18 protein-coding genes are annotated in these 19,075 nt (G+C 65.7%); 12 read left to right on the forward strand and 6 right to left on the reverse strand.

The window, feature by feature from the left end; genetic code table 11:
- Window positions 1-22: 22 nt before the first annotated feature.
- Window positions 23-559 (reverse strand): MarR family winged helix-turn-helix transcriptional regulator, encoded by a 537-nt coding sequence (locus CRM90_RS09125; protein WP_102806665.1) that lies wholly within the window; start codon window positions 557-559, stop codon window positions 23-25.
- A gap of 125 nt (window positions 560-684) precedes the next feature.
- Between CRM90_RS09125 and CRM90_RS09130 the strand changes: the two genes are divergently transcribed.
- The 11 genes from CRM90_RS09130 to CRM90_RS09180 all read left to right on the forward strand — a co-directional run bounded on the left by CRM90_RS09130 (window position 685) and on the right by CRM90_RS09180 (window position 12,529).
- A complete protein-coding gene (locus tag CRM90_RS09130; RefSeq protein WP_142391350.1) occupies window positions 685-1,212 on the forward strand; it encodes a hypothetical protein in 528 nt (175 codons plus the stop codon).
- Window positions 1,209-3,011, forward strand: a complete 1,803-nt coding sequence (locus CRM90_RS09135; RefSeq protein WP_233209236.1) for a glycoside hydrolase family 15 protein — start codon at window positions 1,209-1,211, stop codon at window positions 3,009-3,011. The genes CRM90_RS09130 and CRM90_RS09135 overlap by 4 nt, the downstream gene beginning before the upstream one ends.
- Entirely contained in the window at window positions 3,008-4,024 is a 1,017-nt protein-coding gene (locus CRM90_RS09140) for an SDR family oxidoreductase (RefSeq protein ID WP_102806667.1), read from the forward strand. The genes CRM90_RS09135 and CRM90_RS09140 overlap by 4 nt, the downstream gene beginning before the upstream one ends.
- A 54-nt stretch (window positions 4,025-4,078) precedes the next feature.
- Complete coding sequence (locus CRM90_RS09145) at window positions 4,079-5,875, forward strand: thiamine pyrophosphate-requiring protein (protein ID WP_102806668.1); 1,797 nt, start codon at window positions 4,079-4,081, stop codon at window positions 5,873-5,875.
- The gene (locus CRM90_RS09150) at window positions 5,872-6,324 is read left to right on the forward strand and encodes a hypothetical protein (protein WP_102806669.1); all 453 of its coding nucleotides are present in this window, start codon (window positions 5,872-5,874) and stop codon (window positions 6,322-6,324) included. Before CRM90_RS09145 ends, CRM90_RS09150 begins: the two co-directional genes overlap by 4 nt.
- Window positions 6,324-7,034, forward strand: a complete 711-nt coding sequence (locus CRM90_RS09155; protein WP_102806670.1) for a gluconate 2-dehydrogenase subunit 3 family protein — start codon at window positions 6,324-6,326, stop codon at window positions 7,032-7,034. The genes CRM90_RS09150 and CRM90_RS09155 overlap by 1 nt, the downstream gene beginning before the upstream one ends.
- An 85-nt stretch (window positions 7,035-7,119) precedes the next feature.
- The gene (locus tag CRM90_RS09160) at window positions 7,120-8,670 is read left to right on the forward strand and encodes a GMC family oxidoreductase (protein ID WP_233209246.1); all 1,551 of its coding nucleotides are present in this window, start codon (window positions 7,120-7,122) and stop codon (window positions 8,668-8,670) included.
- Complete coding sequence (locus CRM90_RS09165; protein ID WP_102806672.1) at window positions 8,667-9,761, forward strand: enolase C-terminal domain-like protein; 1,095 nt, start codon at window positions 8,667-8,669, stop codon at window positions 9,759-9,761. The genes CRM90_RS09160 and CRM90_RS09165 overlap by 4 nt, the downstream gene beginning before the upstream one ends.
- A 79-nt stretch (window positions 9,762-9,840) precedes the next feature.
- Window positions 9,841-11,088, forward strand: a complete 1,248-nt coding sequence (locus CRM90_RS09170; protein ID WP_102806673.1) for a glycosyltransferase — start codon at window positions 9,841-9,843, stop codon at window positions 11,086-11,088.
- Between the two features lies 1 nt (window position 11,089).
- Entirely contained in the window at window positions 11,090-11,797 is a 708-nt protein-coding gene (locus CRM90_RS09175; protein ID WP_102806674.1) for a PAS and ANTAR domain-containing protein, read from the forward strand.
- 393 nt (window positions 11,798-12,190) lie between these two features.
- Window positions 12,191-12,529 (forward strand): hypothetical protein, encoded by a 339-nt coding sequence (locus CRM90_RS09180; protein WP_142391351.1) that lies wholly within the window; start codon window positions 12,191-12,193, stop codon window positions 12,527-12,529.
- 45 nt (window positions 12,530-12,574) lie between these two features.
- Here the strand turns inward: CRM90_RS09180 and CRM90_RS09185 are convergent, their stop codons facing one another.
- A complete protein-coding gene (locus CRM90_RS09185) occupies window positions 12,575-12,973 on the reverse strand; it encodes a nitroreductase family deazaflavin-dependent oxidoreductase (RefSeq protein ID WP_102806676.1) in 399 nt (132 codons plus the stop codon).
- A 24-nt stretch (window positions 12,974-12,997) separates the two neighbouring features.
- Window positions 12,998-13,807, reverse strand: a complete 810-nt coding sequence (locus CRM90_RS09190; RefSeq protein WP_102806677.1) for an RsiV family protein — start codon at window positions 13,805-13,807, stop codon at window positions 12,998-13,000.
- Window positions 13,808-13,976: 169 nt separating this feature from the next.
- Between CRM90_RS09190 and CRM90_RS09195 the strand changes: the two genes are divergently transcribed.
- Window positions 13,977-16,523 (forward strand): excinuclease ABC subunit UvrA, encoded by a 2,547-nt coding sequence (locus CRM90_RS09195; RefSeq protein ID WP_102806678.1) that lies wholly within the window; start codon window positions 13,977-13,979, stop codon window positions 16,521-16,523.
- On the opposite strand, the gene CRM90_RS09200 is transcribed toward CRM90_RS09195, so the two are convergent.
- The 3 genes from CRM90_RS09200 to CRM90_RS09210 form a co-directional block, all read right to left on the reverse strand.
- Complete coding sequence (locus CRM90_RS09200) at window positions 16,509-17,180, reverse strand: TetR/AcrR family transcriptional regulator (RefSeq protein ID WP_102806679.1); 672 nt, start codon at window positions 17,178-17,180, stop codon at window positions 16,509-16,511. The two genes, CRM90_RS09195 and CRM90_RS09200, sit on opposite strands and share 15 nt — an antisense overlap.
- The gene (locus CRM90_RS09205; protein ID WP_102806680.1) at window positions 17,173-18,426 is read right to left on the reverse strand and encodes a cytochrome P450; all 1,254 of its coding nucleotides are present in this window, start codon (window positions 18,424-18,426) and stop codon (window positions 17,173-17,175) included. The genes CRM90_RS09200 and CRM90_RS09205 overlap by 8 nt, the downstream gene beginning before the upstream one ends.
- A gap of 314 nt (window positions 18,427-18,740) precedes the next feature.
- Complete coding sequence (locus CRM90_RS09210; RefSeq protein WP_370507945.1) at window positions 18,741-19,025, reverse strand: hypothetical protein; 285 nt, start codon at window positions 19,023-19,025, stop codon at window positions 18,741-18,743.
- Window positions 19,026-19,075: the final 50 nt, after the last annotated feature.

The raw sequence follows: 19,075 nt of genomic DNA on the forward strand, positions 1-19,075 counted from the left end.
GCTGCCGGCGCCGGGGAGGTGTTCAGTTTGTGGACCCGTCGTCACGTGGTGACTCCGGGTCGACGGGGTGGTCGTCACGATGCTGTGCGGCGAGTTGCTGGTAGGTGGCGGTGAAGGCCGCGGTGCCGCGCAGCAGCGCGGCGCGGTCTTCTGGATCCATCGCTTCGGTGACGGTCTCGAACAGCGTCATGCGGTGGTGGCTCAGGTCGTCGAGGATGGCTTGGCCTGCGGGGGTGAGTTCCAGCAGGGTGGCCCGACGATTATGAGGCGCCACGCCGCGACTGATCAGCCCTGCTTCGGCCAGTCGGTCACTGAGGCGGCTTGCACTCGACGGCGCCAGCCCGAGGTCATCGCCCATTTCGGTGACCAGGCTGGGGCCCAGTCGCTGCAGCGATTGGAGGGCCCGCAATGGAGCCATGCCGATGCGTTTGACCGACTCTTCGAGAACGACCAGGTTGAGCGCGAACAGTCCGCGGGTGGCGTGTTCGAGCTCATCGGCATACCTGCCGGTGCCACCCGCGCAACCGCGACTCGTGTCGGTGCGGCCGGAAGGTTCCATGCGTGCACACTAGCCCGTGCGTGCTAGGACCAAATTGCACATCATCATGTTTGGAGATCATCCATTTCGGTCAAACGGTGTCCAGGGGGTGAGCGAGCAGGGACGAGCAGAGTTAAGGAGCGGCGGTGGCGCGCGATACCCGGGGCCCGGTGCCCGGCGAAACGGACGATCTGCGACGGGTCAGCTTGAACCCGCCGCACTGGCGGGAAGCGCGCAGAATGCTTGCCGCCGAAGCCGCCGTCCTGGCGGTTCTGGCCGTAATCACTCTGGTGATGGCCATCACCGCCGGGTCGCGAACCCCCGGTCCTCAGATCTTGGATATCGGAGTCAGCGCACCCTTGGGTTGGACTCTGCTCGGCGCGGCCGTCGCCGCCGGGGTGGCGGTGGTATGGCGTCGCGCCGCGCGGGTGATCACCGCGACCTTGAGTATCGGCGCGGTGCTGCTCGTCGTGATCTGCGCGGTCGCTGCCGTGCACCATACGCACCTCTTCGGTTCCACCACCCCGGTGCTGCTCGTGTGGGCGTTGGTGTTCTGTTACAACTTCGCAGTCGCAATTTGGCTGGTGCCCAACCACATTGAAGGTCCGGACTGGATCGCCCGGCGAACCGCACGACCAGCTGCGCAGCACGGCAAACGGGGTCGCCGGCCGTGAGCGCGACGATTCCCGAACCTCATGTGTTACGCGAATATGCGCTGTTGGCCGATGGGCAGCGCGGCGCGCTGATCGGACCGCGTGGCGACATCGCCTGGATGTGTGCGCCGCGTTGGGCTGATGACGCCGTCTTCAGCAGCTTGATCGGCGGTCACAGTGTGTGGGCCCTCACGCCGGCGGCGAGGTTCGTCTGGGGTGGCTACTACGAGGACGGCACCCTGATCTGGCGGTCCCGCTGGGTGAGCACCGAGGGGATCGTCGAATGCCGGGAAGCGTTGGCCTATCCCGGCGATGCGCACCGGGCGGTGCTCATGCGTCGGGTGATGGCGATCCGTGGCGAGGCTCGACTCGACATGAACTTCCGTCCGGCAGCCGGATTCGGTCACGACGCAATGACGCGTCTGACCCGAGACGACCAGGGCTGCTGGCACGCCATCGCCGGCGACCTGCGCATTCGAGTATCCGGAGCGCCGGGTGCCACTCCCGGTGACGGCGGATCAGCCTTGCACGCTCGCCTCGTGGTGCCCGAGGGGGGCACCCACGACCTCGTCGTGGAGATCTCCGACCAGCCTGCCGAGGGTCGCGTCACGAATCCCGACATGTTGTGGGAGTCCACGGAAAACAGTTGGCGGCGTGCGGTTCCCGCGATGCACCACAGCATCGCGCGACGCGACGCCCGCCACGCCTACGCTGTTCTGCGCGGTCTGACCGCCCCTGATGGAGGGATGGTTGCGGCGGCCACGACGAGCCTGCCCGAACGTGCCGAGCAGGGCCGCAACTATGACTACCGCTACGTCTGGATCCGCGACCAGTGTTACGCCGGGCAAGCAGTCGCGGTCGACGGCCCCCACCCGCTGCTGGACGACGCCGTCGCTTTCGTCACCGACAGGCTGCTGGCCGACGGCCCCCAGCTGCGCCCGGCCTACACCATCGATGGCGGTCTTGTCCCGAATGAGCGCTCCCTGCACCTGCCCGGTTATCCCGGCGGCAGTGACATTCTCGGCAACCACGCCAACGGTCAATTCCAACTCGATGCGTTCGGGGAGGCCTTGCTGCTGTTCGCCGCCGCCGCCCGTCACGATCACCTGCACACCGACGCCTACAACGCCACCGTCGCGGCAGTCGACGCGATCGCCCAACGCTGGCAGCAACCCGATGCCGGGATCTGGGAGCTCGACAACCGGCACTGGACGCATTCTCGACTGATCTGCGTCGCTGGTTTGCGCGCCATCGCAGGCGAAGTCGGCGGTCGCGACGGCGGCCGGTGGAGTGCTCTGGCCGACGCCATCCTGGCCAGCACCGACGACTGCGTGCATCCGAGCGGGCGCTGGCAACGCGCCCCGGACGACTCCCGCATGGATGCCGCACTGCTCACACCCGCATTGCGGGGGGCGCTGCCGGCCCGCGACCCGCGCAGCGTCGCAACCGTGGCCGCGCTGAGTGCCGAACTTGCCGACGACCAATTCGTCTACCGATTCCGCCACGACGAGCGTCCGCTGGCCGCTGCTGAGGGCGCCTTCCTGTTGTGTGGGTTCTGGGCGGCGCTGGCCCACCATCAGCTCGGCGACGACGTGACTGCGATGCGCTACTTCGAACGCAACCGGGCAGCCTGCGGACCACCAGGACTGCTGTGCGAGGAGTACGACATCGAACAGCGCCAGTTGCGCGGGAATCTCCCGCAAGCCTTCGTCCACGCCCTGTTGCTGGAAACCTCTCTGACGCTTGGCCATCCGCTCGGTGGCCACGTGTCCGCCGAGGATTCCGGTCACCTCATCCCAGCCCTCAAGGAGTCACTATGACCACATCCTCGCCCCGCACGATCGTGATCACCGGAGCCAGTGCCGGTATTGGACGTGCTGCCGCACAGGCTTTCGGTCGCCGCGGCGACCGCGTCGTATTGCTGGCCCGCGGAGAAGCCGGCTTGGCGGCGGCGGCCGCCGAGGTCGAGGCCGCGGGAGGCAGCGCCTTGCCGATTCCCACCGACGTCGCCGACGCCGCCGCGGTCGACGCGGCGGCCACCAGAGCCGAGGAGACTTTCGGGCCGGTGGACGTCTGGGTCAACGACGCCTTCACCTCGGTCTTTGCTCCGTTTGCCGACATCAGTCCCGAGGAGTTCCGCCGTGTCACCGAAGTCAGCTATCTAGGGTTCGTCTACGGCACCATGGCCGCGCTGGCCCGTATGCGCACGCGTGGCCGGGGCACCATCGTGCAGGTCGGCTCCGCCCTGGGCGTGCGGGCGATTCCCCTACAGTCGGCGTATTGCGGCGCCAAACACGCCATCAACGGATTCACCGAGTCACTGCGCACCGAGCTGCTGCACGATCACAGCGACATCCACGTCACCGTCGTTCAGATGCCCGCGCTGAACACGCCCCAATTCTCCTGGGTGCTGTCCCGGCTGCCGCGACACCCGCAGCCGGTGCCGCCGATCTACCAACCGGAGGTGGCAGCCCGGGCGATTGTCTACGCCGCCGACCACCCGCGCCGCAAGACCCACTGGGTCGGCGCGAGCACCGTGGCCACCATCCTGGGTCAACATGCGGTTCCTGCTGTGCTGGATCGCTACCTCGCCAAGACCGGCTTCTCCTCACAACAGACCGGGGAGGCCACCGGCCCGGACCGGCCCAACAATCTCTGGGAGCCCCTCGACGGCGTGGACGGCAAAGACTATGGCGCCCACGGGATCTTCGACGACCGTGCGTGGTCGCGGTCACCACAACGGTGGCTGGCCGAGAACGCCCACGGGTGGTCACTGGCCGCTGCCGGCGCGGCATTGATCGCCGGCGGTGCCGCTGTCGCGCGGCATCGCTGATCAGGAACGACATTCGACGCAGACCCATAGACAAGAGATTTCGGGAGCATAGACATGAAAGACACCGTTGCGGACGTCCTGTTGGCCCGGCTGCGGGAGTGGGGTGTGCGACAGGTCTTTGGATTTCCCGGCGATGGCATCAACGGGTTACTGGCGGCTTGGCAGCGGGCCGGCGACGATCCGCAGTTCGTCCAAGCCCGTCATGAAGAGATGGCGGCTTTTGAGGCCGTCGGGTTCGCGAAGTTCTCCGGCCAGTGCGGAGTTTGCGTGGCCACCAGCGGTCCCGGTGCGGTGCACCTGCTCAATGGTTTGTATGACGCCAAACTCGACCACGTTCCCGTGGTGGCGATCGTGGGTCAAACGGAACGCTCGGCAATGGGTGGCTCGTATCAGCAGGAGATCGATCTGCTCAGTCTGTTCAAGGACGTGTGCAGCGACTACGTGCAAATGTGTACCGTCCCTGAGCAATTGCCCAACCTGATCGACCGGGCGATCCGTGTTGCAGTCAGCGAATCCGCGCCGACGGCGATCATCGTGCCTTCGGATGTCTTCGAGTTGACCTACGAGCCCCCTGGGCACGCGTTCAAGCAGGTACCGTCCAGCCTCGGGCTGAGTCGGCCGCGCGTGACACCTGACGACACCGCCGTCCGCAGGACGGCTGAGCTGCTCAATGCCGGGCAGAAAGTCGCCCTGCTGGTCGGTCAGGGAGCGCGCGGCTGCGAGGACGAGTTGGCCCAAGTGGCCGACCTACTCGGTGCCGGCGCGGCAAAAGCTCTGCTGGGCAAAGACGTTCTACCTGACGACCTACCCTGGGTGACCGGTTCGATCGGCCTGCTGGGGACGACCGCGAGCTGGCACCTGATGATGGGCTGCGACACCCTGCTCACTGTCGGGTCCAACTTTCCCTACACCCAGTTCTTGCCCAAGCTCGACCAGGCCCGCGCGGTGCAGATCGACCGCTCCGGCAAGTGGATCGGCATGCGATACCCGTACGAGATCAATCTGGTCGGCGACGCCAAAGCCACCTTGCAAGCGTTGATTCCATTGCTGCACCGCAAGACTGACCGTTCCTGGCGGGACAAGATCGAGAAATGGGTCGACAGCTGGTGGACGACGGTGCAACGCACCGCGATGACCGATGCCGACCCGATCAACCCGATGCGATTGTTCTGGGAACTGTCACAGCGCATGCCCGCCGATGCCATCATTGCCGCGGATTCCGGCTCTTCGGCCAACTGGTATGCCCGGCACCTGAAGTTCCCCGCCGGAGTCCGCGGCTCCCTTTCCGGAACGCTGGCCACGATGGGGCCCGGGGTTCCCTATGTGATCGGCGCCAAATGGGCACACCCGGACCGTCCGGCCATCGCCTTCGTCGGAGACGGCGCGATGCAGATGAATGGGTTGGCCGAGTTGATCACCATCGCTCGGTACTGGCAGCAGTGGGCCGATCCCCGTCTGATCATCGCCGTACTGCACAACAACGACCTCAACCAGGTCACCTGGGAAATGCGGGCCATGGAGGAATCACCCAAATTCGAAGCGTCGCAGTCACTTCCCGATGTCGACTACGCCGGTTTCGCTCGCAGTCTGGGCCTACACGGCGAGAACCTCGGTGACCCGAACGCCCTGGGGGGAGCGTGGGCGCGAGCGCTGGGTGCCGACCGTCCCACCGTGCTCGATGTGCGCTGCGACCCTGACGTACCGCCGATCCCGCCGCACGCCACCTTCGAGCAGGCGACGTCGCTGGTCAAAGCCGTCCTCGGCGGCGACGACGACTCCGCCAGATTCATCAAGCAAGGCGTCAAACAAAAAGTGCAACAGTACTTCCCAAAAGAAAAGGCTGATAAGTGAAACCGATCGCCGCAGCGCTGCACGCCATTCGAACCGGCCGCTTCGAACGCACCCTGGCGGTGCTGACCGCCGGTGGCGCGGCTGTCACCACCGCCGAGATCTACCTGTCCCACGACGGCGCCAGCTTCGGCAACAAGATGATGTATTGGCCCGTCGTCATCGTGCCCACCGCGATACCGGCCGGGGTGGCCGGGTTCTTCTCCGCTCGCGCCGCGCGCACCGTCCTACCGGCGGCAAGTGCGCTGATCGTGGCCAACGGTGTTCAAGGCGCCTACCTGCATCTGCGGGGAATCCGACAGCGGCCAGGCGGAATCACCAAGTACAACATGGAGTCCGGGCCCCCGGCCTTCGCGCCGCTGTTGGCATCGTTGGTCGGCGGAATGGGCCTGCTGGCTGCGTTGCTGCGCCGAGAAGACCTACCGGGGCCCGGGGCGGGAGCGTCGCACTGATGCCGATCCGTCCTTCTCACCCGCGGGCCATCACACCGCAAAACCGGGGTCGCTTCCCGGGCTTCGACGTGCTGGCCCTGGCCGATCAGTGGGACGAGGTGACCGCGGGAGTCATCCTGGCCCGGCTGGCGCTGCCCAAGGCGCTGGCGTTCTTCACCCCCCAGGAAGTCGCTGTGGCTGCGCCCATGCTCGATCTGCTGCTGGCACAAGACGACGACCCGCGGGTTCCGGTGCTGGCGCTGATCGACCATCGACTGGCCGTCGGCGAGACTGACGGCTGGCACTACGACGACCTTCCCGCGGACGGCCAGGCCTGGCGCGAGTCGCTCGCGGCCCTGGATGCCGACGCCCACCGTCGCTACGACGCCGGCTACGCCGATCTGGAACGCTCCGCACAGGCGCGGCTGCTTCAGGATGTCCAAGACCTCGCCGATCGCGGCCAGACCTGGCACGACTGGTCCGCCACCCACATCTGGAGCCTATGGACGCGCTACGCGTGCACCGCGTTCTACTCCCATCCGTGGGCGTGGAATGAAATGGGCTTCCCCGGCCCTGCCTACCCCCGCGGCTACCTCAACCCCGGTATCAACGCGCGCGAGGGCTTCGAGGTCAGCGACCACGACGACATCGACCCCGTCCCCTTCGCGCGACGCGTGGAACGCGCCCGGCGCGCGGACGACGACCTGCCCGCCAGGGCTGCCGATGGCTAACACACGGGAGGTGCGCGCGCGCAATGAATCGGCGTGGTTGCTGCCCAACGACGGGACCCGCACCAATCACCGGTTACGTGCCGACATGCGTCGGTATGGGCACGACGATGTGGTCGACCTCGTCATCGTCGGCGCGGGCGCCGGCGGTGCCACGCTGGCGCAGCGGTTGGCCCGTGCCGGGTGGTCGGTGGTGGTGCTCGACGCCGGACCGTTCTGGGACCCCGACACCGACTGGGTGAGCGACGAGCGGGGCTCGCACGGCCTGTACTGGACCGACCCACGCCAGATCGGCGGGTCGGATCCGGTTCCCCTGGGCTCCAACAACTCCGGGCGCGGTGTCGGCGGGTCGATGGTCCATTACGCCGGCTATACGCCGCGCTTTCACCCTTCGGACTTCCATACGCACGCCGTCGACGGAGTCGGTGCCGACTGGCCGATCGCGTACCAGGACCTGCGGCCCTATTACGAGCAGATCGAAGCCGAACTCCCGGTGGCCGGCCAGAATTGGCCCTGGGGCGATCCGCATTCATACCCGCACAGTCCCCACCCGGTCAGCGGCAACGGCCTGACCGCACTGCGTGGCGCCGAGGCCATGGGCATCGACATGCGCGTCGGGCCGGTCGCGATACCCAACGGCCGCTTCGGTAACCGGCCGCACTGCATCTACCGAGGTTTCTGCATCCAGGGCTGCAAGGTGAACGCCAAGGCCAGCCCGTTGATCACCCACATACCCGACGCGCTGGCCCACGGCGCCGAGGTCCGGCCCGACAGCCACGTCAGCCGCATCCTGGTCGATGAGCGCACCGGCGCCGCAACCGGTGTCACGTATTTCCATGCCGGCAGAGTGCACCGCCAGCGCGCACACGCGGTGGCGGTGGCCGGCTACTCCATCGAAACCCCCCGCCTGCTGCTGCTTTCGGCAACCGAGGCGCACCCCGATGGACTGGGCAACGACCACGATCAGGTGGGCCGTAACCTCATGGTGCAAGGAGCGCCCCAGGTGGCCGGCCGCTTCGACGACGACATCCGGATGTACAAGGCGCCCCCGCCGGAGGTCAGCACCGAGCAGTTCTACGAAACCGACCCGACCAAGCCGTACCGACGCGGCTTCTCCATCCAAACCGTCAGCCCATTGCCTATCGCCTGGGCAGAACATGTTTCTGCACAAGGGCATTGGGGACAGACGTTGCGGGAATACATGCGCGATTACGTCCACTGGGCCACTCTCGGCGCGTTGTGCGAGTTACTGCCACAGTCCGGGAACCGCGTCACCTTGGCCGACGAGACCGACCGGCACGGTCTGCCGGTTGCGCACTTCGCCTACAGCCAGTGCGACAATGACCTACAGCTCATTCGCGCCGCGAATGACGTCATGTCCGACTTGTTGCGCGCGGCCGGCGCACAAGAGGTCATCACCATCGAGCGCTACGCCCACCTCGTCGGCGGTGCCCGGATGGCGCAGCGCCCGCAGGACGGGGTGATCGACTCCGAGCACCGTGTCTTCGGTGTGGACCGTGTCTACGTCATCGACGGCAGTGTCATGCCGACCCAGGGGGCTGCCAACCCGGCGCTGACGATCATGGCACTGGCCGCGCGCGCTGCCGATCTGCTTGCCGTTCACGCCAAATCGTCATGACCGCGCCCCCACTGATTGAGGACCTGCAGGTCGCCACCTACACCGTGCCCACCGACGGACCCGAAGCTGACGGCACCCTGACCTGGGATGCCACCACCGCAGTGGTGGTCCATGTGCACGCCGACGGCACCTCGGGAATGGGGTGGACCTACAGCTCGCCCGCCGCCGGCTCCGTCGTCATCGAACACCTCGCCGAGGTGCTCACCGGCCGAGATCCGTTCGCTGTCGCCGGCGCCTGGGAAGCGATGCGCCGCACCTGCCGCAACTACGGCACCCGCGGGCTCGTGATGCAGGCGATCTCGGCGGTCGACATCGCGTTATGGGACCTCAAAGCCAAACTGCTACACCAGCCGCTGTCAGAAATGATCGGTCAAAGCCGTGGGGCTGTAAGAATCTACGGCTCAGGTGGATTCACCAATCTCGACGATGACCGGCTCGCTCGACAGATCGAATCGTGGCAGGCCGCGGGGTGCACGGCGATGAAGATCAAGATAGGACAGGATTGGGGTGCCGACCTCAACCGCGACCTGACCCGCGTTCGCCAGTTGCGGCTGCTGGCAGGTGACGATGTCGAGCTGATGGTCGATGCGAACGGCGCGTATACCCAAGGTCAGGCTCGGCGGATCGGCGCGGCGCTCGACGACCTCGGCGTTGCCTGGTTCGAAGAACCCGTGAGCAGCGATGACACCGAAGGTCTCAATGAGGTGCGACGCGCACTGCGCTGCGATGTGGCGGCGGGGGAGTACGTCGCCGATCTCTACGACGCGCGGCGCCTACTTCCGGTGGTCGACTGTTTGCAACTCGATGTCACTCGCTGCGGCGGTTACACCGGCTGGCTTGCGGCAGCATCGCTGGCCGCCGCTCACAACCTGCAAGTCTCCGCGCACTGCGCTCCCGCCGTGCACGTCCCGGTGGCCGCCGCGGTCCCCAATTTCCGCCACCTCGAATACTTCGTCGACCACGCCCGCCTCGAGGCGGAAGTGTTCGACGGCGCACCGAGCCCCCGAGACGGTCACCTCCATCCTCCGCGCGATCGCCCGGGCCACGGCGTGTCTGTCGCCGAGGACGCCGAACGATACCGACACACCTGACGAGCGGTTCGCTGCCCATCGGGCACATGGACGGCCCGCATGGCGGCACCAGCTCGGCACTCGACGAAAGGAGTACAGGATGAAAGCAGCAGTAGTGTCCACACATGCCAGCCCGCTGGCGGATACCACCGCCCCATACACGGACGCTCGAAGTATCTACGTCGCACAGATATCCGCCGCGGTGGCACGGCAAGGCCACGAGGTCACGGTGTACACGCGGCGGAGCGACCCGGACAGCCCGGATCGCATCGCGACTGCACACGGGTACACCGTGGTGCACGTGGATGCCGGTCCCCCCGAGCCGGTGTCTGAAACCCAAATCCCGGAGTATCTCGGCGAATTCGGCCATTCTCTGGCTCTCCGGTGGGCCGAATCCGCACCAGATGTGGCGCATGCGCACTTCTGGACATCCGGTGTCGCAACGGAATTGGCGACCCTTGGCAGCGGGGTCCCGACGGTGCAGACCTTCCATGAGCTGGGTGCTGTCAAAGAGAGACAGCTTGGTCGACGGGAGGCCGACAGTGACGCACGCGCGAAGCTCGAGAGACTGGTCGCCCGGCATGCATCGTGGGTCGTCGCGACGTGCACCGAAGAGGTACAGGAACTGGTCCGGTTCGGGGTTTCGCGCTCGCGCCTGTCGGTCGTGCCGTGCGGCGTCGACGCAGAAGAATTCTGCGCTCACGGCACGTGCGTCGAGCACGGCGAGCGCCCACGTATTGTCGCGGCGGCTACATCGTTGGCCGACAGGGGATTTGACACAATAATCCTGGCTCTCCGGCATATTCCGCAGGCGGAGCTGATCATTGTTGGTGGCCCTGACCCGGGACACCTGAGCGACAGTGCCGAAGTGCGACGGCTCGCAGAGCTCGCCTCCGAGCTGGGTGTCGCCGACCGGGTGGTATTCACCGGGGCAATCGCGCACAGCAGCATGCCGCACATGCTCCGCTCAGCCGACGTCGTGATCTCCGCACCGTGGTACGAGGGCTTCGGAACCGTTCCCCTGGAGGCAATGGCCTGCGGGATTCCCGTGATCGCGTCGGCGGTAGGCGGCACGCTGGACACCGTCGTCGACGAAGTGACCGGCCGGCTGGTGCCGCCACGCAACCCCCGCGCCATCGCTGCGGCCGCCTCACCGATCCTGGACGATACGTTCCTACGGCGCAGCCTGGGACTCGCCGGACGGGATCGCGTCTGCGCGCGATACACCTGGGACCGGATCGCCGAGGAGATGCTGCGTATCTACCACAAGGCGACCGGAACTCGCGGCGAGCACGACCGCAACCGCACGCCGGGGGTGGATTCGGCCATCTCACGGAGAGGGTCGTGACGTGTCCGCCGACAACCGACGCCAGTGCGGCAGCTTCACCGCTGCGGCTGCGCAGCCGACAGTCGACGGACAGGCGCCAAAGCCAACGGACGAGGCGGTGCTCGATGGTCCGCCGCAACGCGTCGGCCGATTCGAATACCACTACGGAACCGACACCTGGATATGGTCAGACGCCGTGGCTCGAATGCACGGCTATCGGCCCGGCGAGGTCACTCCCACCACCGAGTTGGTGCTCAGCCACAAACATCCCGACGACCTCGCGCGGGTGCGTACGCTACTCGCACCGACATCGGCGCCGTTCAGCAGCCGCCACCGCATCCGCACCGTCACCGGAGAAATCCGCAGGGTCGTCGTGGTCGGCGACGCCGTAACCGACCACCACGGCAGAATCACGGCCACTCGCGGCTTCTACATCGACGTCACCGAGGGTTTCGCCGACGACCTGGATCTTTCGCTCAACGAGAAGCTCGATGAAATCGTCGGGCACCGCGAGACCATCGACCTCGCCAAAGGGATGCTCATGGCGATCTACCGCATCACACCCGACGCTGCTTTCGACGTGTTGAAGTGGCGATCTCAAGAACTGAACGTGAAGTTGTTCACTGTCGCCGAACGGCTCGTAGCCGAATTGCCAGGCCTCATCGGCCTTCCCACGCCCACCAGCACGAAGGTGCACCACTACCTGATGACAATGACCTTCGACGACTGAAGGGCCACCTGCCGAATTGAGGCCGACCGCAGGTGTCACTGAGCCGTAATTACCCGCGCCCGGAGCGAAAGTCGTCTGGCATCCTATGTCCGTCGGCGTGAATCGGTTGCGCTGCAACGTCATCACGATGTAACGGCACCGCACGCCGTCGCCTTTTCCAGTCCCGAAAATAATTCCCGTGACAGCTTTTACGCAGCGCGACTGTGGGTATAGGTTACGTAGCCCGATGCGACACGGAGCTACCCGAGCGTCAGGGCTACGGACGACGGCTTCACGATGCCGGATGTCCAGCACGCTGCAGGACTGCGTGTCACCCCCGTTTCGTTTGTGGGACATCGAGCTACCACGGTCCAGCCACACGGCATACCGCAGCACACGGAGAGGAATTTTTCGGTGAAGAGCACAACACGACTAGCCACGATGATCGGTGGTTTGTCTGCCGCGACGGCGTTTCCGCTGGCGATGGGAATGATCCAGGCCTCGCCTGCCACCCCGATTGCCGATCCCTGCCCGACCAACGAAACCAGCCAGATCTACTTCGACGGCTGCTTACCGTCGATTGATCCGCCACAGGCTGAAGTGAACCAGCGCGGCCCCAATCAGTTGCCAGAGATCCGCGGAGTACCGTGTGACGGCTCCGACACCGGGACGTGCATCGGTCTGAGCGAGCTTCCCGGTGGGACGGCCCCACAACCAGCGCAGCCCGACACCGAGGTTCGATCCTCCCCGTGACGGCGTGGCAGGGCGCAGGTGTGACATCGATCGCTGCCACGGCGTTCAGGGCGACGTGTGTGCACTCTTCGTCAGCACCAACGCTGCTTCGCTGTAGGGGAATAGCCGATAGAACGTCCGGAATGCGGGTGTGACGAGGTTCGCCGCGTCAGACTTGCTGCAGATCCGCGGATTGTCCAGAGGGATCGCTTTGGTCCGCTTCTCCAGCGCCGTCGCCCGGCCGGCCAAAACGTTCTTCAGCCAGTCCGATTCGAGCCCGTAGCCGATGAGGATGACGAAGCCGTCTCGGGTCGGGAAAACCAACAGAGGTGTTCGGTATCGCCTACCGGACTTGCGTCCGACGTGCTGGAGCGTCCCCAACCCTGGAAGCCACGGGGTGATCGATTGAGCCGCGCGGTTGGTGACGTGGCGATTGAAGCGTGCGATCTCGCGCGGCACTCGCATGAAAGCCCCTCCCTCACACGAGTGTTAGGCGATCATCGGGTCGATCGCAGACCGGGGCACCAGAACGTGCAGGGCGCCGGCTGAGGCGGGCAACAACGCGCCTTGGTCAAAGAAGAAGATCACCCCGTCGTTGACCACTGCGAAATTCTGATAGTTGGCCGGGTTGTAGAGCGCCCCCGGCACGAATGCCAGCGGCGGCGGTGGCGGTGGCGTGGTGGAAGTAGTGCTGGACGGTGTCGTCGTCACCGGCTGCCCGGGTTGCGTGGGCGGCGCAGCCGGCGGCGGCGGTGGCGGTGCCAGCTGCTGCTGCAGTTCGGACGCGACGATAGGCGCGACGGTCTTCAGCGGATCGTCCACCCGCCACAGCGGTGTGTTCTGCTTGTCGTCGGGTGCGGCGGTGTATGTGATCGCCTTGCGGTAGCTCTGGTCCCAGTTGAACGCCTTGTAGGTCGTCGTGGAGGGCCCACCGCCGACGTTCTGGGTGACGGTGAACACCACGGCCTGCGTGCCGCGTGGGGGAATCGCCGAGTTGTACTCCGTCGCCTTGATGCTCAAGGTGGCGGGGGTACCGCTGGGCGCGCCGGACTTGGCCGTGCTGAGGAACGCGTCACGCGTCTGGGAGATGTAGTCGGCGACCGATTTCTGGTCCGGGTAGTCCAGCGGGATGCTGATGTTGACGCTGTACGCCTGGTCGGAGAGCTGGATTTCGCAGGTGCTGCCGGTATTGCCGCCTTTGAGGTCGGCGCAATAATCCTTGGGGGCGGCTGCCGCCAGTCCGGACGAGAAGGACATGGCGGCAACTGTGGCAATCACAGCCGCGCTGAAAGAACGCATGGCTTCAACCTCCAGGCAAACGCGGCACGTGCCGCGACCAACGATCATCGTCACCACGCCAGAAAAGCGCCCCCGACGGCATCGGCGCTAGATAGCCTAGTCGAGGCTTGGATGCGGGTGACGCGAAGGTGCGTCGCAGCACCGCAACAAGGGTACTCGTGAGGCCATCATGACTGACTCGTCCTTCACAAGTACGGCCGGCATCGACCCTTGTGTGCGGGTCTACGGGACTCGGGTGCACAACCTGCGGGGTGTCGACGTCGCGGCACCGCGTGACGCGCTGGTGGCGTTCACCGGCATCTCCGGGTCCGGGAAGTCGTCGCTGGCCTTCGGCACCATCTATGCCGAAGCCCAGCGCCGCTACTTCGAGTCGGTCGCGCCCTACGCGCGCCGCCTGCTGTTGCCCACCGGCGCACCCAAAGTCGACGACATCACCGAGCTACCCCCTGCAGTCGCATTGCAGCAGCGCCGGGGTTCGGCGACGTCGCGGTCGACGGTCGGCACCGTCACCACCTTGTCCAATCTGCTCCGAATGTTGTTCTCCCGCGCCGGAACCTACCCGCCCGGCGCGACGGAACGATTGGACTCCGATGCGTTCTCCCCGAACACAGCCGTAGGAGCATGCCCGGAGTGTCACGGGCTGGGACGAATCCACCGGGTCACCGAAGAGACGCTGGTACCCGACCCGTCACTGAGCATCCGCGACGGCGCCGTCGCGGCATGGCCAGGCGCATGGCAGGGGCAGAACCTGCGCGACATCCTCGTCACGCTGGGATATGACATAGACAAGCCCTGGAACAAACTGCCTAAGCGACAACGTAAGTGGATCCTGTTCACCGATGAGCAGCCAACGGTGGAAATCGATCCGACTCGGCACCCCGTGCAGGCTGACTACTACTACAACGGCACCTTCTCCAGCGCCGAACGTCACGTACGCCACACGCTGGCCAACTCGCAGAGCGCGATGATGCGCCGCCGGGTTCTCCAGTTCGTCGACAGCGTCGAATGCCCGTTGTGCGGTGGTTCCGGTCTTCGGCCGGAGGCGCTGCAGGTGACGTTCGCCGGACGCACCATCGCCGATTACGTGGCCATGCCGCTGACCGACCTCGCGGATACGTTGCGCCCGGCAGCATTTCGGACCGACGCAGCCGCTGCATATGAGTCGACGGACTCCGGTGAACTGACCGAAGTGGCGACCATGATCGCCGCCGACCTCGTCGCACGCCTGCAGGTGCTGATAGATCTCGGCCTCGGTTATCTGACGCTCGGTCGCCGCACGCCGACGGTGTCACCGGGTGAACTGCAGCGGCTGCGGCTGGCCACCCAATTGCGTGCCGGCTTGTTCGGTGTGCTGTATGTGCTTGACGAACCGTCAGCCGGACTGCACCCCGCCGATGTCGAACCGCTCCTCGACGTGCTGGATCGGCTACGGCGCGCGGGTAATTCGCTCTTCGTCGTCGAGCACGACATGGACGTGGTGAGCCGTGCCGACTGGATCGTCGACGTGGGGCCCGGAGCCGGGGAGTGTGGCGGGGACGTGCTCTACAGCGGCCCGGTCCCGGGTCTCGCCCAGGTCGAGGAGTCGGTCACTCGCCAGTACCTCTTCGGAGGGGGCACCCCGCCGTCTCGCCCGCTGCGCACGCCGTCCGGGTGGCTTCGGCTGCGCGGGATCCGATTCCACAATCTGAAAGACGTCGACGTCGACGTGCCACTCGGGGTGTACACCGCCGTCACCGGAGTGTCCGGGTCGGGAAAATCGACGCTCGTCGTCAAAGTTCTCGGCGATGTCGTGAGCAGCCATCTCGGCACGGCATACGCTGCCGAGCCGGTCGAACCGGCTGACGACGAAACTGACAGTGGGATAATCGATCTCGATCACGACGCAAGCCTCGGCGTGGCCGCAGAGGGCGTCGAAGAGATCAGCCGGCTGGTATCGGTCGACCAGCGCCCGATCGGACGGACGCCGCGCTCGACGCTGGCGACCTATACCGGCTTGTTTGACGCCGTCCGCCGCGAGTTCGCCGCGACACCGAAAGCCCGTCGCCGCGGCTGGACGGCAGGCAGGTTCTCGTTCAACGTGGCCGACGGTCGCTGCTCGACCTGTCAGGGGGAGGGGTTCGTATCGGTCGAACTGTTGTTCCTGCCAGGAACTTACGCCACCTGCCCGGCGTGCAAGGGTGCGCGCTATTCCGATGAGACCCTCGACGTACGCTATCGCGACCGTACGATCGCCGACGTGCTCGCGATGACCGTCGACGAGGCGTCGGAGTTCCTGGTCGACGTCGCCGGCGCAGCGCGGAGCCTGACCACGCTGCGCGAGGTCGGCCTGGGATACCTCCGCCTCGGACAGCCCGCGACCGAGCTGTCCGGCGGTGAGGCCCAGCGGATCAAACTCGCATCCGAGTTGCAGCGCCCCCGCCGAGGGCACACGCTGTATGTCCTCGACGAGCCGACCACCGGGCTCCACCCCGCCGACGTGGATCTGCTTGACCGCCAATTACATCGCCTGGTCGACGCGGGCAATACCGTCGTGGTCGCGGAACACGACATGCGAATGGTCGCGGGTGCGGACTGGGTGATCGACCTGGGTCCCGGAGCCGGCAGCGACGGCGGTCGGGTTGTTGCGGCCGGGCCGCCCCAGGACGTGGCGCGTGCGACAGACAGCCGCACAGCGCCGTTTCTGGCGAAGCGATTGGCGGTATCAGCTGACCGATGACGACGGTTCACGTGCCCGAGATGGCGGATTCATCTCGGCGGGGAGTGCGAGCGACATGATGCGCGGATAGAGGATCGCCGGACCGAGCCATCGAGTGATGAAGCGGCGCAGTTCGATTCCCTCGCGTGGTTGCTGCCCGGGATCGATGAGGATGGATTGGACGGTGCGCAGCATCATTTCGGCGAGTTCACCCAAGGCGGCGCTGTCGTAACCGTGCAGAGCCCAATCCACGTCGAGGCGGCGAAAGACCGATAGACAGAACGTGACCGCGGTCTGCGACGTCAGCGAGGTGATGGCCTGCCCCTCGTGGCGCTGCGTCAGCAGATTCTCCAGCTGGGGATCGCCCGCAAGGTTCTCGATTCCGAACGCCAGGCTTTCGACGACGGCAGTCACCGGGTCATTGAGTCCGCTGACGTGGCGGACAACCTGGTCGATGAAGCCGTCGACCGCACGCATCGCGCTTGCCATCAGTAGCGCATCGGCGTTGGGGAAGTACCGGTACACCGTCTGGCGAGTGACACCGAGGGCGCGGGCGACGTCGGCGAGGCGTAGTGCGGACCCGTTGGCGGCAACCACCTGATCCACCGCGTCCAGTATTCGGCCGATCGCTTCCTCATCGGAGGCAGGTGTGGAGCCCGCCCAGCCGCGGCTACGCACCGGCTGTCACCAACATGTCGGCATCGAAGGCGATGGGAAGTGTTGTCGGCCCTGTCATTCCGAGTATGGATTTCCATGGGGCGGGACCGGTGCGATGAGGGGCAGACAGGCGGCGAGTGAGGACGACGAGTGCTTCTGCGAGTTCCCGGCGCGCAAGGTTGGCGCCGAGGCAGTAGTGCGCACCGCCACCGAAGGTCAGGATTGCGGGTACGTCCTTGCGGGCGATGTCGAAGCGGTCGGCATCGTCATAGATCGCGGGATCTCGGTTGGCGGCAAAGGTGTTCGCGAAAACGAAGGTCCCGGCGGGGAACAGGTAACCGCCGAACTCGGCATCCTCAAGGGCCGCGCGCGGCACGATGCAGGCCGCGGGTGAGTGTCGCATGCTCTCCTCGACCGCCTGCATCGCAAGCTCGGGATGCTCCCGCAGCCTTGTCCACTGGTCGGGATGCTCGCAGAGCACCTGCACCGATGCCGCCAGCTGGTTTCGCGTCGTATCCGTTCCCGCCATCAAAAAACCGGCCACCAGCCCGCGGAGTTCGTCCAGATTCAAACGGTCGCCGTCGCTTTCCGCGCGGATGAGCTCCGACAGCAAGTCGTCGGTCAGATTGTCCCGGCGGGCGGCGACCATGTCGTCGACGTAGGCGTCCAGTTCGCCCCATGCGCGCATGATCTCGGACTCGTCGAAGTTGGCGTCCGGCTGAAAGTTGAACGCCTTGAAGATCTGCTCGGTCCAGTCCGAGAACAGCTGCCAGTCCTCCGAAGGCGCACCGATCAGCGCGCACATGATCGGAGTGGGGTAGGGGCGCGCGATGTCGGTCACGACGTCGCAACTCCCGGCATCCACCACCCGGTCGATCAGTCCGTTGACCACCTCGTGGATCGTCTCGGTGAGTCGCGATGTCGCGCGGGGGGTGAACGCCTTGGAAACCAGCTTGCGCAGCCGAATGTGGGGTGGGCCGTCCAAGCCGAGAAGACTGCTCGCCAACTTGTCGAACAGCGGGCCCGACGTGATGCCCTGCGCCGCCAGGGTGATGCCGGGCGGTAGGCGGAATCGGTTGTCGCGCAGTATTTCCCGAGCCAGATCGTAGGACAGGATCTCCGGGCCCAGAGGACCGATCGCGATGGGCGCCTGCGATTGCGCAGTGCGAAGGTCGGCGAAGATGTCGTTTGGTGTGGCGTCGAGGTCGTAACTGAACGTGGGCAGGCCGGCGTCGAAGACGTTGGGCGCGCTGGTAGCGGCGTTCATCGGTGTCTCTACTTCCCTGTGATGCCCAGATGGGTCGACACGATCGGACATATCTATCGGAAGCGTATGACCATAGCGGGTTGACGTCAATGGAACGAGGGATAGATCCAAGTAAGTGCGCACGGACAAGATGTCACATCATACGTTTTTCCCAAGATGTCGGAACTGCCGGACCCTGCAGGGGAGCAGTCGTTCGACGACGAATCGAGCAGAAACGACAAACCGCGGATGGGATTGCGGCGAGGTCAGCGAAAGGCTCACTGACCCGGCCGCACCCCACCCGCGGGTGTAGGTCCTATGCCGACGACGGCTGATCAGCCGTGCGGAGCCTCAGAGATCTTGGTGTCTTCCTTGCCAAGCGTCTGGCAATACACCGTCACCGAAGTCCTGGTGGCAGTGATCTCCAGGTTCGCCGGATCCTGCCCGCTCTTGTCTTTGAGCATCTTGCTGACTTCGTCGTTCTGCTTCTTCTCGTCTTGAGTGAGGAAGTCCTTGCACTTGGTGTCGCCGCCGGTGTTCACGACCTCTGAGGCCGAGCAGCCGCTCAGGACGGCTGCCGCCGCCGATGCCGCCAGGACGGGGTACACGATTCGCTTCACTGGGAACCTCTCTCGGTTGGGAACAGCACGCAGATAATTCACAGATTCGG

This window comes from Mycobacterium sp. ENV421 (assembly GCF_002887815.1).
Taxonomy (GTDB): Bacteria; Actinomycetota; Actinomycetes; order Mycobacteriales; family Mycobacteriaceae; genus Mycobacterium.